Source organism: Acetobacter aceti (genome assembly GCF_002005445.1).
GTDB lineage: Bacteria > Pseudomonadota > Alphaproteobacteria > Acetobacterales > Acetobacteraceae > Acetobacter > Acetobacter aceti_B.
Genome location: NZ_CP014692.1, coordinates 779,983 through 794,403, shown reverse-complemented (window position 1 = coordinate 794,403; position 14,421 = coordinate 779,983). Strand labels below are relative to the sequence as shown.

Sequence of the window (14,421 nt, the reverse complement as noted above, 5' to 3'; positions counted from 1 at the left end):
GCCGCGAGTGTCATGCCGCGATTGCCTGGCTAAATAAAGCAATATGCTCGGCGTCAACCCGTCCAGCGCCTGAAGGAGTGTTATATCCCATCTTCCACGCGTGACACTGCGCAATAGCGCTGTTGCGCGGTGGCAAGAGGACGCTTGAGCGATAAAAACGCATGCAACTCATAGCAACTGAGTAAGTCAGGCTCTCCACCAGAGCACCCGCTGCGTCGACACCATTCGGATTGAACCGTGCTGGCATAAAGCCGCGCACAATTTGCGCGAGTGCAGGTCTGGAGGAAAGAAAGGTTTTCCAGATATCATTATGGGTATCCTCCTCCATTTGACCGATTCCTAAAGCTGGTCCACCGCCGCTTTGCCTCAGAGACGCAAGGCCACTTTCCGCAAGATCTATGCCCGTATGAAGCTGGATCCTCGCCAGACCATCACCCGGTAGATTCAACATCCCGACTACCGGAGTCACTATTTCTCGCTTGAACTGTGAAATATTCAGACCGCTCATGACAATCCCCACAAATGAACTGCTGCAGTTATGACCCTGACAAGAGCATCGATCCCGATTACCGATATTGCCCACCAGATAAACTTTATGAACTTTGCTGAAAATTCCAGCATATTCATAAAACTGCTTGCATATTTTTCGAGCCGCGCAACGGTGCGTTCAAGACTCTCGACCGTCGTTTCCAGAGAAGCGACGCGCCCCTCCAGACGTCCGAGCTCTCGGTCAAACGAGATTTCTGAGGAAACATCAGACATTCAGAATTCCAGGCATAAAAAAACCCTGCTCAGTGGCAGGGTGTTTTAGGAGGTAGAGGCTGCATAGGTGCTGCCGACCGGATATTTCCCGTCAGGATCAGCAACAAGCGCCAATCCATCACCGGGGCTGTAAGATGTGACGCCATCCCATACGATTGCATTGACGACATATCCAGCCGCTTCAGAACCAGACACAGATGTCCGATACACGGCGTAATTCTGAATGGTCATGCGTATTCCTCCACATAGAATACAGCTCCGCCACCTATACCGCCCAGACTTCCACCCGGTGACAGACTCTGCCCACCGCCGCCGCCTGCACCAAAGTTTACTGCACCATCACCGCCCGGAGCGCCCGGGGATCCGAATGTTGCACTGGCGCCAAATCCGGGAACAGCAGTCCCATTGACAGCAAGCCCAACCGGCCCAGAGGCTCCCTTTTTTAAGATCGAGCTGGTAAGCAGCAACGAGGCTGTGCCACCAATATAATCACCACCCTTCGCTCCAGACGTTACGCTAGAACTGGAGGACGAGCTGGAAATTCCTGCAGCGCCTCCTTGCCCAGCCTTGAGTGTCACGTAGTTTCCAAACATACTATCACCCCCCGTATTTTGCGCATCCGATGCGATCGCTGCTGCCGGGGATCCGATAGTTACGGGGACAGATGTTATCCCACTCAAACTGATCCAAATATCGCACTCTGCGCCAGCTCCACCTCCACCCCCTGCCGAAACGCTTCCGCTCGTCGGATTTGGATAGGCATATCCACCGGGGCCACCAGCGCCACACCCGCGAACCCTGGCAAGGGTCGCACCTGAAGCGGGAATATAATTGGCTGATGACGTGAAAGCCTGACGGTTTATGAGCCTGCCAGGCCCGACAATTTTATTGATCGCCTGATAGAGCTGCGTCCAGTCGGTCAGTGATCTGGGCAATCCCGCTTGATCGACAACATTGATCATCTCCGCCAGCAGCATGTTGAACATCCATGCCGGCCAATTGGTTGCAGGAACGCCAGTGGCTGGGTTACCATCCGTCGCCCATTGTGGCGTGCCACTCGTTGGCGCGATGTCGCGTTGCTCCAGCGGGACTGACCCCGTCGCAATCAGTAAATCCATTACTTAACTCTCATAGTTGAAGATGAGGACTGTATGGGCAGGCTTGATTCGTTCCAGTTCACACTGGAGAACCGTGTCGCCCCATGAGGCGAAAGACTTTCCGAACAGATCACCAAATTTCAGATTTGTTACCGTGAATGTCGGCATATTGACCCGCCACGCGCAGGCCCAGTCATCATCGCCGAATTTTCCACCAAATTTCCGGCCGAAACGCGAGGGCGCGAACTCGTCAATCGAGATCGTGTAACCGAGTGCCGCCGCAAGGCTGATGAAATACTGCTTTGATGAGCCACCATTGTCCGTCAGCCTGGCGACAATCTGGGATCTTTGTTGTGCCAGCGTGGGATTGTCGCCCGCGCAAGGATCGGGAAGCCCGACGCTCTGCTGCCATTCATCAAGAAGCTCTGTGGTCGAAGCAGGAAACGCATCGGTCAGAAGGTTCAGAGATCTCGCACTATGGCGCTCATAAACCTGCCCGAGAGCCAAGGCCAGAAGAGAGGGAGTATCATCGGGTTCACGTGACCAGATACGGCCACCAGGCAGCAGTGACGACAATGCCTTGGCGAACGACTCAGCCAGAAAGACCTGGACCGTCATGACGCAAACTCTATGGTTCCCAAGACTGGCATTGATCCAGTTGACGAGGCAGATACCGGGACTGATGGCGATGTCACATTGAACTGGTCCAGGCCAATCGCCGCGATTGCCTCATTCCAGTAATTTGGGTGAATTGTTCCTCCTGGAGCAGAAAGACGTCTGAACATATCCTGCAATGCAGCTGTTATTGACGCCTGATTGTCCGAGGTATTGTCATTTCCCAGATCAGAAACCACGAAATTCACAGTCTGTGCGACTGGGGAGCAGACTATGACGAGCGCGGTGACCGGCCGTTTCGTGTAAATTGCATTTGCGACGAGAAGCTGGTCGCCTGTCGCCGCCTGATAACGGCTTTCAGCAGACGCGGCGCCATCCGTTCCCTGCGGGAATCCACTATCTGCAGACCGGGCACTGTCCAGCATGACATAGACGACAACCGTTCCGGCGCCAGCGCCCAGAGGGTTGACCCAGGCCCTCGTTACTCCTGAGACCGCTTCTGCCCATGACACATAGTCAGCAGAAGAGCCATTCTCACCTCCCTTGGCATATGCAGCCATAATCCGGTCACGGAGATTATCATCTTCTTCGTCATCAGCGCCGCCGGTAAAAGCGATGGCCACTGTTCCTGTGGTCTGCACACCCGCTATCGGGCTGGACAGAGTGGCGACTGCTCCGAGAGCAACATTGCCCGAGGCGCCAGCTTCTGATGCTGCGCATGACACTGTTGCCGTGGTGCCCGAAATCACGCTGTCAGCGGTGGTGACGACATCAACGCCGCCAGCAACTATGGCGGTTCCCACAGGGATATCCGCATCGGACGAAATCGTGAAAGCAATTGCGCCGGTCGCTCTTGCGGCCTCTTTTCGGTAAATCGACTTGAGAGCGCCCCATGCCTCGAGATCTTCATCGGTTGCGGTCCATGGGACGGCCTGCTTCGAGATCCAGTCGAGATAACCATAATGCAGATGCGCGAGGCCAGCCTGCGCCATTGCAATCACCCACAGAACTGAGAAACGCATGAGCGTTACGACACCGGGAATGCCTCCATTCTGAATATCCTGCACGACCAGCTGGCGTAAATCAGTAAGGGTTGGTCTTGCATAAGGCATCAGAGCCCCTCCCATGCCCATGAAAACAGAAATGCCTGCGGTTGCGCGGCAGATGGTTCGTAAATTGAGATTGCGAATTCAGCCGTTGATGCCGACGTCACGCTCCACGCCGTCGTGACATCAATGCGGGCCGCAATCCCGTCACTGATAAGCCAATTCAGAGCTTCACGAACGATCGCCTCAAGTTCAATCAGGACAGCTTTTTCACCCACTTTTATGGCGCGCCGCAATTGCCAGAGCCGCGAACCGATTGGAAAATCGTTGTATGCATCGCCCCACCAGCCTCGCCGGTCGTTCTTTCCGCTGGTAGCAGCGTTCCCGGGGGGCTGGATCCCGACAGCGCTATCCTGAAGAGATGGCTCCTCTGGCGCGACGCGGTCAGAAAAGAGACTGACCATGACAGCGGACCGCAAAGGATTGTCGAGACCCAGATCACCGGACACAATCGGCCATTCGCCGCGGGCTTCCGCGACGTTCCAGACAATAGCTATGTCCATTCAGACCTCAGGATGTTGGGGCGCCGGTCTCATCCGAGCCCGCCTTGACGCCGGTATGCTTGTGGCTTTCGAGTGAGATGCTGCCGGCCGTCACGTCGCCTGTCGCTTCAAGCGAACCGTTGACGGTGATGTCAGCATCGATCTCGAGTTTTTTATTATTAGGACGGAGCGCCATGGATCCGTCGCTTCTGAAATAGACGCATGAACCGGTTTTAGGATGATAAACTGCGACTTCCCCGGGCTCCAGATAATCCGGACGCCCTCTCTGGTCGCCGCAGGCGATCGCCACGCCACGCGTCCTGTCTCCGGCAAGAAAGCCTACCACGATGTCGCTACCGGGCACTGGCCGACTGGCAAACCCGTAGGCCTGCATCAGCGGAACATCTGCTCGAATTTCGCCACCTGGCAGAACAACCTGGAGCGTCGGAGTCGGCTGGCTCTCATCTGTGTCCGCCGTCTGTCGACCGATGCCGAGCGCCATCGAGACACGCCTGGAAAGACGATTGATGGGACTTGTCATGAGACCTCAACTATTGAGAGCCTGTGCAGCCTTATTCGATGCGACGGGCAGGAGAATAGGCTCGGGCTGATAGGCATCTGGCGGCATCAGAACGACATCCGCGCGCGTTCCGTCTGGCCCTTTGTGAAAAACCAGCTCCCCAATGACGTAATCGGTAGATGTGCCGTTTTCATCCATGAATGGCGCGATTGTGTTGGGCGTCCAGAGTGCGCCATACAAATCCCTCCAGCCGTCAGCCGTGAGTGTAATCGGGCGGCTGCGCCCCCATCTTCGATTGACTTCCCATTGGACACGCTGTTTCGCGACCTTGTATTCAGCATCTCCAAGCTCGAGGGGAATGAGCATGGGCCGGTTGCGCGTTATGCCAGGATCGGTGGCTTTCGCGGAGCTGGACACAGCCTCCATCTGCCCGACGTAATCTTTCTCGTTCGGCTCTGTAAAAAGAAGGGCTGTGCTCTGGAGGATGCCGATGATGGACGAATACCGTCCAGCCATAGAGCGGACCCGGGTGCAGCTTTCGACGTTCCGCCCCATAGTGAAACCTGATCCCATGCGCGCGGACCCGACACGGGACATCACAACATTTCCGTCCGGTCGGTCGTAAAACAGGACACCGGCAAGCCGGGCCAGACGCTCGATCACTTCATAGGCCGTTTCGGTCAGAATGACTGAAAACTGTTGTATATCCGTTTCACCAGCGCCATCGATCGACGACACTTCGATCCCCGCAAACTGGGATACGCGCCGCGCGATAGCCAGAGCGTTTGTACTGTTCATCTGATAGGTGGAAAATTCTGCCGCACAGTCGACCAGATCCATGCTTTTACTGGCGATCTGAACATGAATTGAATGAGAGTCTGCGCTTTTCTGTTCAGCCACCATGACGACATACCCGGTTATCATGAGGGTCGAGCCCAGATATATCTGGGCCGTATCACCTTCATTGATTGCCAGCGTTGCTCCCGAAAGCGGCTGATAGGCCGTAATGCCAAGATCCGCAGTCCAGGGCATGATCTCGACGCCGACCCGAATCGTTACATCTGTCCACCCCGTCACCATCTGATTTCCGATTATGGCAACCACGTTATCTGATGAAGCCGCCCCGTAACCAAGAAGACTTTCGATCTGGGAGATCACGCCGCTCATGATGATAACACCTCAAATTCCGTTGGCATGAAGGCCGGATGGATTGGATCTGCGCGCCCGACGATCTCATCGGCACGGGTTGCATCGGCGTACAGCTGTTGAGCCAGCGTGAGCGCCGGCAGGTTTGCATTTCTGGTAATCGTGATGATATCAGGCAGTTTGGCCGCACGCCCAAGCAGGTCCTGCGCGACGTGCGCTCGCAAAGCATGGAGCGCCTGATAACTAAGGTCATCTCCAGCGTCCGCTGCAATCAGTTCTTCGGCTGCGAACAGAGCTACTACATTTTCCGTCATTGCCTGCGCTTCCGTCGACGATGATGGTAACCATGCCGAACAAGCCTGAGCAATCGATGCAAGGGCGGATCGTCGGCACAACGCAGCAGTTTCCGACTGAACCGTTGCGATCGCTGCGCCAATCGGAGCGCTTGACGTGACGATGGCTGGCGAACAGGACGCAAGAGGCCAGAGAAGAGAGATCTGGGCGGCTGGATCAGCAACCGATGATCGAAGAGTCTCGGTGAGTGACTGTGACGCTGAGGCAATATCTTCAGCGCTATCCAGTGCCCCGAACGCATTCACCGCCCCCTCAACTGTTGCACGGCTGGCTGTCAGTGATGCGAGAACGCTGCTGATTGTTGCCGAACTATCAATGTCAGACCCGTCGCCGCCTGCATAACGTCCGTAAGCGCCATCCAGAACTGATACGGCAGCCCCCTGGACACGTGGAGACCGCACGGCGACGAGGGCATCAGATGCCCACGACGATGCGACATTACGGCCAGCTGTGATAACTGAACTTCCCAGCGCGAGAGAGGTCGCAGTTCTGGACTGGTAACTTGAAGATGATGCTGCGCTCAGAGCAATAGCAGAGACCGCAATTGTTGCATGAAGCGCCGTCACGATCAGAGTGGAGAGAAGATTTGTCTTCTCCACCAGCTCCATCTCGATTTCGACGACATTTCTCCGGCCGTCCGGCTCTCTCCAGATGAACCGCATCAGATTGGCCTGTACCAGACCAATGCTTGGATGCATCAGGAGCCCTGCGCCTTGCTGTTCGGCGGCTTGAGATAAGAGATCCCGCTGGGTGTAACACAGAGTACCAACCGTGAAACCCACGATCCGATAGGAGCGAGCGGCCCGTCCGAGGTCCTCGACCCATATCCCGTCTCTCCCTGGATAATCGTGAACGGCCTGCTTACGACCATTCGTGCCGGAACTACCGAGAACAACGAACGGAATTCCCCTGAATGAACACTGGAGATATTCTTCCGCTACTTTCAGAAGTGTTCCGCTCATTCAGTCCTCAATATCCTCCGGCGCTGGCTTCCGGATCCATGGCTCGAGCCTGCTGGGTTGTGTGAACAGCCAATTGTGGCGATGCACTGCGCACCTTCACACGACTGCCAGCCGGTGCGTTTTTATGATCGATCTCAATCTGAAGCCGTAGTTTGCTGATCGTTGAACCCAGAGCATCAATCCTGTCATCGGTGGATGATTGCGGGGAGGGGACCGACAAATTTCTTGTAACGTCTGAGGAATACCTGTCGCCTGACGTGCCATTACTATCGCTCTGTGCGATGCCGGTCTCCAGCCAGTTCAGGGCACCTCCTGGACCCTGATTATGGGCATATCCAAGAATGGCAAGCTTCTGCTCGGGTGTCGCATTCCTGAACTGGGCGCTGTGCCTCGCCAGGTAACGGGCATTCAGATCGGCGTTGGTTTCGAAAAACCGATCCTGCAGGCCGGGACTGGATAGAAACTCGCTCTGGGACGGTGTTGGCATATGCAGCGCACGCGCCACTGTGGCGATTGTCCCAGGGCTCATCTGGTAACGGCCAGCCATGTGGTTGAGATAGCCGCCCATCTGGTCATATCGGGCGTGCTCGATACCCGCCACTGTCCGGGCGAACGTCTGATATTGCCCCTGACTTGCGCCGGTGTCCCGCAGAAGAGAACCAGCCTGATAATAGCGTCCAGTCAGCTTCTCATACCCGACCTGCGCGTTATCATACTGTCGACCAAGCCATGAGAGGCCCGGTAGATTCATCACTCGGCGGTTTGTCGCATCCTGCTGGCCTGTCGAGATGCCGTCTTTCGCGTTCTGATAAAGCTCGTAGGCATTGTAGCCGGCTAACGCGACACTTCCCCAGCCTGGACCGGAGCGGCCACCGCCCGCGATGGCGCCCGATACCGATCCTGCCTTTGCGGCCGCGATGGATGCGGCCTCAGCACCACGCGCCTCCAGCGCCCATTTGGCAAACGCCGCCGCAACGTTGAGAGCGCCGCCGGCGATCGAGGCGATACCGCCGATGATCGGCGCGAATTTCGCCGCCGTCATCAGGATGAGAACGTCCTCAGCAGCTGCTTTCCAGCCGCCGAGATAGTTAACGACCCGTTCGACGGACTGATAAACTCCCGTAATTCTGGATTTTATCTGGTCCCATCCACCATCCCGCAACCATTTCACGACCTCCCGAACATAGGATGCGATATCCTGAGATATCCATTCGCGGTTCGCGGCTATCCAGTCACGCATCTGGGCAACAACAGGCGTGATGACCGGCTCCAGAGACTCAGCGATCGAATAGCCAAGCCCCTCGACTGATTCCTGTAGCCCGATCTGGGCCTGCTGGAGACGAGATGCGGCAGCAACACCCTTTTCATTCATCAGCCCCAGACGCTCAGCCTGCCTGATGTTGGCCCGGTAGGCCTCTTCCGTTTGCTGGAAGATGGGCAGAAGCCCTTGCGCGGCCCCTCCAAAAATCTCGGTTGCAGCAATGACCTTTGCGGCTGGATCACGAATGGAACGCAGCTTCTTGGCAATTCGATCGAACATCTGATCCGGAGAAAGTCGCTTGAGTTCTTCAAGGCTGATGCCCAATGCCTTGAACTGCACGACTGCTTCCGGGGCAAAGCCGTGAGTTGCTTCCCATCGTGTTTGTGCCAGCCCCTGCAAGGCACCGGACATGGCGTCAGCAGAACCACCGGCGAGACGTGAGGCGTTTTGCATGGCCATCAGTCGCTGGGGAGCCATCCCCATGGCCGCAGCAGACGTGCGCAGATTTGTCCCCATCTGCGCCCATGCGCTGGCCAGACGATAAACACCTGCGATGGACGTGGCGCTCGTGATCACGCCCAGGACTGGTACGATCTGCCCCATGGTTCGGAAAGTGCCAAGAGCAGCTCTACCGACGCTATCCATGCCGGTTCGCAGATAACGGAGACCCGTTACATTTCCGAAGCGGCTGAAAGCGGCCTGAAGACGCCTTGCGGGCGCCTGAATGGCAGCGATGCGCGCATTGAGCTTCTCCAACGTCATCGAAGCGCGGTCGACCGCGCTGATCGTGACCTTGACGCCGCTGTTTGCCATGACAGTTCCTACTATCGACGCTGTGCGCTACGGAGTTTTTCAGCCTCCCGCCTGCGCATTTCCGAGATGCGATTGGCGTTTTCTACCGCCTGTATGAGCTCGGTTCCGGACAGGGCCTCGAGCTCGGAACGCGTCCATCCCGTATAGAACTGGCTCAGATCGACGGAGAGGCTTTCCCAGTTTTCTGGCCACCGAGAAAAAAACCGGTGAGATAATCGCTTGCTTCCGCAAACTTACTGATGGGCATACGCATGATTGCCGCCGGATGCCAGCCACTCACATCCTGAACCAGCTGGATTTCTCCTCGCATGATGGAAGACATGGAGCCACCGCTCTCAGCTGCCTTGAACCGTCTGCGCTCCTTCACCTCTGGTTCACGCAGTTTCATTTCGCTGAAAGATCTGCCACCTCCCTCAATCTGTTTTGGGAAAACTATGATTTTTTCTAGAGAAAGATCGATTTTGTCGAGTGCATCAGGATCCATCATGTCACGTCGGGCATTGTCTTCAAAAGAACAGACATAGGCGACCGCCTCATCCAGTTTTCGGGTCGGCATCTGGTTCACAAGTTCTGAACTGCATCCCGCTACAAGCGAGACCAGAGATATCTGCGAATCATAAACGCTTTCGCTGGAAGCCCGCTGGCCAATGACGTCGGCAGCCTGCTTCACCTGGTAGACTGTCGGTTCTTTCAGTGTCAGATGCGTCTCACCGTTGATCGGCGGATCAAGCCTGATGAGCATTTCACCAGATTTTTCCCGCACGATTTCACAGTCGTTCGGTGATGAATCCAGAACGACCATCAGATCAGAATCAGATGGACCATGGGTCATGACACTGTATCCACAACGACACTGGCGCTTTCGACCTTCAGTTCGAAGGTGCCTTCCTGTGTGTTGACATTGATGTTTCCGACCTGCCAGCCGTCGTCAACGGTAATGATTTTCCCGTTGGCCTGCTGCACTACGATTGTCAGATTACTCGCCCCCTGAAAATCAAGGGGATTGGCGTCGCGCCGATCACGAAGCGTCATCTGCACGAAACCTTGAACAGGCATCGTCGAAAAACCCTCGACAGCCGACTGACCCTTGAGCGTTTCGTTCTGCAGACCCGCGGCCTGATACTGACATTCACCAACGACGTTCCAGGAAACGCCGTTGATCGTCGCGGTTGCGAGGCCCGCAAGGGGGCCGCGATAAACGGTACCGGACATTGTATCCCCTTACGATTTCACGAACTGACAATTGCCGGCAATCACGCGAAGCTGGTTCGCGAAATTGTATGGCATCAGAAGTTTCACGACGCCCCCACCAGCGTTCTCAGCAACAAGACTCTGAGAGAACGTGTCGGGATCCTGGCACCAGAGCTGCAAACACTGGTACCGATAGCGGGACGCGCACGCTTTTCCAATCAGGGCTGCCGTTGTCGCCTTGATGCCTGCGCCTATTTTCGATCCATCCTGGACCAGAATGTATCCGTTGAACTGAGACCCGAGATAGATCCGCATGTCCTGCAGGCAGATCTCCGCACACATCATCGTCTCGAAATCGAGATAACTGTTGTCCGGGAGGCCCGCCGCATCGGTCTGATAGGTAGTTACCAAACGCTCAATGACCACTGTGCCGCTGTCGTCAACGGTAAAGGTCGACAGGCCGTCATAAAGCAGGCTGTTCCGCTCATCGTGAATATATCGGCCTGCATCGGTAGGCGGCATGACAGTCAGTGTCACACCTGTTACCGGCAATGCAGGGTTCGTTCTCATACTGATTGCAGCCTGCGCTGCTATCTGCGCCGCCCAGACGAGTGGAGACGACGGGCTGTCGGCAACCGGCATAATGGTGGCGTGCTGATCGTTCAGTGTCAGTCCGAAAGAGGTCGCCTCTCCATACGTGCCGCGATATGCCGTGATGGCGTGACCGTAGAGCTGCTGGGTTGCAGACCAGCGGCCCGCCGTATCGTTCAACCACTCTTTGAGCGCTGTCAGAGATCCGCTGTCAGTATAAGGATGGATGATCAGATCATAGACACGCTCACCCTGGTTGGACAGTACTATGTCCAGATCAGTCGGATTTGTCGTTCCGCCAGAAAAGGAATTTATGGTCAATGCCACACCGGATGGCGTTGCCTGACCTCCAGCAGTTCCGAGAAGGGCAATGCCAAGAAGCATATCGTTCCCTGCCAGACCTTTATTCAGAGCCGTCAGGATGATCTCTGGCGAAGTCACCGTACTTCCTGATGCTTCAGCGCTTGAGAGCGTGACAGTCTTCCCGTTCAGGGTCAGGGTAGAACCTTCAAAGGTGACGGGATCGCCATTGATGTTTGCACTGCCGCCGACAGATACTGGGAGGCCGCTGGTATTGCCAATCGCGACGATGATGTTTTCTGCGATCACTGCCGCGCTATCACCAGTTGTGACTGCGACAGAAACCAGCTGATCGCCAATATAAAGCGAGAGCGTGCCAGACTCTGTCGCAGTGCCAGCGATAGAAAAGCCGCCAACGGCCGGCTGAGCCGCACTGCTGTCTGCAAGCGGCAGAACCCAGACTTCGCCCTGCGTGTCTACGGCACGATAGGCCTTGACCATTCCTGAGCATTGCGAGCCGGAGCCGTATTTCGAGACAGCGTCGCTGTATCCAGCAGAGAGGCTGGCTACTCCGGGGGAGGCACTTCCGCTGATCATCTGGCCAAGGATCAGAACACGACGGGTGACGCTGGCCGTATTGGCTTTAGAATTGTCCAGAGAGAAATAGAAGCCGGGAACACGATTGGTATCAGAATAGCCGGGGATAGTGATCGAACCACTCATGTTGTACCCTTTTCTTTATTGGATACTGTAATCTGGGCGGAAGATATCCGATTTACTTTGCGGACATCGCCTCGGCTCAGTGCACGCAGCCAGAAGCCTGTCGATGGCACTTCTTCACCGGTCGTTTTGAGCAGCCGCAAGCTCTGAGGCCAGCGCACCGCTCGGCCATCTGCAGGTTTCACGAACATGTTGAACCTCGGTTTTATCTAAGTTTTGCCGCGAATCTGGCGAAATCGTCGTTACCGTTGGCCTGGATGGTGCCGTCGATTTCCCGGAGAGGACGACCTGCAGGGTCGAATTCCTGCGGATACTGAATACTCATCAATATCCGCACCTCACCAATATGATCTTCGGTTTCACTGGAAATCGTGATCGCGGACTGGAACCCGTTGATCGACTCGACTGAATTCATGAATGTCAGATCAGTCAGGAGAGCCCACTCAATCTGATTGGCGAGATCTTCCGCGAGAAGCTCGGCTTTCGCCGGGCTTTCTCCAGCCACCCTGCCACGAATGGCAAGCGTAGCGACACGGCGGAAAAAGATTGACCCAACCGCAAGATTTTCAGCGTTATCGTCTGGCGTCTGCAATGACAGGGCGGGAAACTCGAGCGGTGTGATCGGCCATGACCGAGCGGTAAAGACCCGATCGCCAGCCAGCGTGGCATTCTTCAGTGCAGATGCAGCCAGCTCACGAAGTCCGGCTCGAACAAGTCCCATTTTCAGCATCCGCCCTATTCAACGTCAGGGAGATCGCCCCGTGACTATCCGGGCGAACTTCCTTGATACGATAACGATTGTTTCTGATGATCAGCAGGTCGCCCTGCATCGGCTCTCCCGGGAAATCGACCTGTCGAATGCCCAGAACCGGTACGGCCTGCGAAATATGCGAAGGCATTGCCCCGTCATCGGCTGCGAAAATGTCAAAGGCACGAAAGCCCGCATCGAAGATGCCCCGTACTGTCACCGGCTTTCCGGTTGCGGACGGTATCCACGTGAGACTTTCACCAAAGACATCCTGGCACGGCCCCAGCACAAGGCCGCTCCAGTCGAACGGCCCCGTGCTGCCACTCATTCGGACACGGTTCCGGGCTGACCGTTCTGTTGCGGAGCAGGCGTCATGGGTGGAGCAGGCGGGATGTCTGCCGCCTTGACTGTCAGATCAGATGACGCCCGGACGGTAGGAAGAGTTTCCGTGTCTCCAGCTCGTCGTACAATTCCCAGATTCTCCCAGAAAACAGCCCGGTCGGCTGAGACATCCATGTGGGTGCCTATTGGCAGAGGCGGCGTGGGAAGCTTCGGATCGATATCATGATAAACAGGGCGGAGCGTGACGACGCGAACCGACTCTGTGGTTTTCTGTTCAGGATTTGCCATGATCAACCTCAGATTGCAGGAGCGGGAACGCCAGCCCCGGGCGCCATTACAGTTGCGGCGAATGATGCGTTGACTCGCGAGGGGATAACGATGGGGGCTGACTGCATCATCAGGTTGATCGCGGCTGGATTTTCCGAAAACCACAGCTTTGGCGCATAGGCCAGGCTCTGATAGTTGAATTTTGGGTCGAGAATCAGCCCGAATGCACGTGTCCCTTCCAGCTGCGGGGATGTCATGACGATTGTGCCATCAGGAATCATCGGGCTCTCAACGTCGGTATCGGGATCGACATACCAGTCATTATAAAGCCAGAGCCGGAACTGCCCCCAGTTACCCATTCTGATGGCTCCGGGAGCGATGGCGCCGCCCAGATTGACATTGCTGTCGCCAGACCGGTCCATCCAGATCGCATTCAGGACCTTGATATCGTTCTTGAAAGCGTTCCACGCGCTGTTCGTGAAAATGATGTCGGTAGGAGCTGCTCCTGACTTCTGCAGCATCGTTGCTGCCCAGGACGTGATATAATCCGAGGGATAAACATCCGTCTGCCCCCATTGAGCAGTGCCGCTCAGGGCGATTGTGAGCGCCGGGTCTCTCTGGAAATCGACAAGAATTGGCTCAGGAAACCCTTCTCCAGTGATTGTAACCGACCCTTTTACGAGGGCTTGGGCGGCCATCCACTCGAGCCGACGCTGGATCATGTCGATCTGGTCCGCTATCTCCCACGCGAGGTTGGCCTCGAGCCGCTCTGCAGGGGACATGGCACCCATGAGCCGTTCACCGATATTTCGGCGTACGGGCTTCAACAGATCCGGGTTTCGAAAATCCTTGATATAAGCTGGCTTGAACAGATTGGTTTGCCAGCGGCGGCTTTCCACGGGCTTACCTTCGACCAGCGGCGAGCAGAATGGTGCCATACGACGCTTGCCGACATCCACGTCTATAGCGACTTCCGGCGCGTCGGACTCGACCATATTCGGGAAAAAACTGTCCAGAAGAAAAGTCTGCGCCAGCTTGAGGTTGCGGACAAAATAAACAAGCTCAGCAGTCGAGTAGACGCTGAGTGCTCCAGCAAGGGTGCTGATTTCACTCTGCATGGGAGTTGCGGTTCCAGACATTGAGG

The 14,421-nt window shown here is 56.0% G+C and carries 19 protein-coding genes; all 19 read right to left on the bottom strand.

Annotated features, from left to right (window positions below; translation table 11 throughout):
- Positions 1-10: 10 nt before the first annotated feature.
- Positions 11-508 carry a hypothetical protein gene (locus A0U92_RS03705; RefSeq protein WP_077812053.1) on the bottom strand — a complete coding sequence of 166 codons (498 nt, stop codon included), beginning with the start codon at positions 506-508 and terminating at the stop codon, positions 11-13.
- Complete coding sequence (locus A0U92_RS03700) at positions 505-762, bottom strand: hypothetical protein (protein ID WP_077812052.1); 258 nt, start codon at positions 760-762, stop codon at positions 505-507. The genes A0U92_RS03705 and A0U92_RS03700 overlap by 4 nt, the downstream gene beginning before the upstream one ends.
- Positions 763-807: 45 nt before the next feature.
- Complete coding sequence (locus A0U92_RS03695) at positions 808-993, bottom strand: hypothetical protein (RefSeq protein ID WP_077812051.1); 186 nt, start codon at positions 991-993, stop codon at positions 808-810.
- On the bottom strand, positions 990-1,880 hold the full coding sequence (locus A0U92_RS17680) for a hypothetical protein (protein WP_187668858.1): 891 nt from the start codon (positions 1,878-1,880) through the stop codon (positions 990-992). Before A0U92_RS17680 ends, A0U92_RS03695 begins: the two co-directional genes overlap by 4 nt.
- A gap of 3 nt (positions 1,881-1,883) precedes the next feature.
- The gene (locus A0U92_RS03685; RefSeq protein WP_077812050.1) at positions 1,884-2,477 is read right to left on the bottom strand and encodes a YmfQ family protein; all 594 of its coding nucleotides are present in this window, start codon (positions 2,475-2,477) and stop codon (positions 1,884-1,886) included.
- Positions 2,474-3,586 carry a baseplate J/gp47 family protein gene (locus tag A0U92_RS03680; protein WP_077814230.1) on the bottom strand — a complete coding sequence of 371 codons (1,113 nt, stop codon included), beginning with the start codon at positions 3,584-3,586 and terminating at the stop codon, positions 2,474-2,476. The genes A0U92_RS03685 and A0U92_RS03680 overlap by 4 nt, the downstream gene beginning before the upstream one ends.
- A complete protein-coding gene (locus A0U92_RS03675; protein WP_077812049.1) occupies positions 3,586-4,083 on the bottom strand; it encodes a phage GP46 family protein in 498 nt (165 codons plus the stop codon). The genes A0U92_RS03680 and A0U92_RS03675 overlap by 1 nt, the downstream gene beginning before the upstream one ends.
- Positions 4,084-4,090: 7 nt before the next feature.
- Positions 4,091-4,603 (bottom strand): phage baseplate assembly protein, encoded by a 513-nt coding sequence (locus A0U92_RS03670; protein ID WP_077812048.1) that lies wholly within the window; start codon positions 4,601-4,603, stop codon positions 4,091-4,093.
- A 6-nt stretch (positions 4,604-4,609) separates the two neighbouring features.
- Positions 4,610-5,749 (bottom strand): phage baseplate assembly protein, encoded by a 1,140-nt coding sequence (locus tag A0U92_RS03665; RefSeq protein WP_077812047.1) that lies wholly within the window; start codon positions 5,747-5,749, stop codon positions 4,610-4,612.
- Positions 5,746-7,044, bottom strand: a complete 1,299-nt coding sequence (locus A0U92_RS03660; protein ID WP_077812046.1) for a DNA circularization protein — start codon at positions 7,042-7,044, stop codon at positions 5,746-5,748. Before A0U92_RS03660 ends, A0U92_RS03665 begins: the two co-directional genes overlap by 4 nt.
- A gap of 7 nt (positions 7,045-7,051) precedes the next feature.
- Complete coding sequence (locus tag A0U92_RS03655; RefSeq protein WP_077812045.1) at positions 7,052-9,118, bottom strand: phage tail tape measure protein; 2,067 nt, start codon at positions 9,116-9,118, stop codon at positions 7,052-7,054.
- Between the two features lie 154 nt (positions 9,119-9,272).
- Complete coding sequence (locus A0U92_RS03650) at positions 9,273-9,950, bottom strand: phage tail assembly protein (protein ID WP_077812044.1); 678 nt, start codon at positions 9,948-9,950, stop codon at positions 9,273-9,275.
- Entirely contained in the window at positions 9,947-10,330 is a 384-nt protein-coding gene (locus tag A0U92_RS03645) for a phage tail tube protein (RefSeq protein WP_077812043.1), read from the bottom strand. The genes A0U92_RS03650 and A0U92_RS03645 overlap by 4 nt, the downstream gene beginning before the upstream one ends.
- Before the next feature lie 9 nt (positions 10,331-10,339).
- Complete coding sequence (locus tag A0U92_RS03640; protein ID WP_077812042.1) at positions 10,340-11,923, bottom strand: phage tail sheath subtilisin-like domain-containing protein; 1,584 nt, start codon at positions 11,921-11,923, stop codon at positions 10,340-10,342.
- Positions 11,920-12,111 (bottom strand): DUF2635 domain-containing protein, encoded by a 192-nt coding sequence (locus A0U92_RS03635; RefSeq protein ID WP_077812041.1) that lies wholly within the window; start codon positions 12,109-12,111, stop codon positions 11,920-11,922. Before A0U92_RS03635 ends, A0U92_RS03640 begins: the two co-directional genes overlap by 4 nt.
- A gap of 14 nt (positions 12,112-12,125) precedes the next feature.
- On the bottom strand, positions 12,126-12,641 hold the full coding sequence (locus A0U92_RS03630) for a hypothetical protein (RefSeq protein WP_077812040.1): 516 nt from the start codon (positions 12,639-12,641) through the stop codon (positions 12,126-12,128).
- A complete protein-coding gene (locus tag A0U92_RS03625) occupies positions 12,613-12,996 on the bottom strand; it encodes a head-tail joining protein (RefSeq protein ID WP_077812039.1) in 384 nt (127 codons plus the stop codon). Before A0U92_RS03625 ends, A0U92_RS03630 begins: the two co-directional genes overlap by 29 nt.
- Positions 12,993-13,298 carry a hypothetical protein gene (locus tag A0U92_RS03620; protein ID WP_149026372.1) on the bottom strand — a complete coding sequence of 102 codons (306 nt, stop codon included), beginning with the start codon at positions 13,296-13,298 and terminating at the stop codon, positions 12,993-12,995. Before A0U92_RS03620 ends, A0U92_RS03625 begins: the two co-directional genes overlap by 4 nt.
- A gap of 8 nt (positions 13,299-13,306) precedes the next feature.
- Positions 13,307-14,395: a major capsid protein gene (locus tag A0U92_RS03615; protein ID WP_149026526.1), complete on the bottom strand. Its 1,089-nt coding sequence runs from the start codon at positions 14,393-14,395 to the stop codon at positions 13,307-13,309.
- Positions 14,396-14,421: the final 26 nt, after the last annotated feature.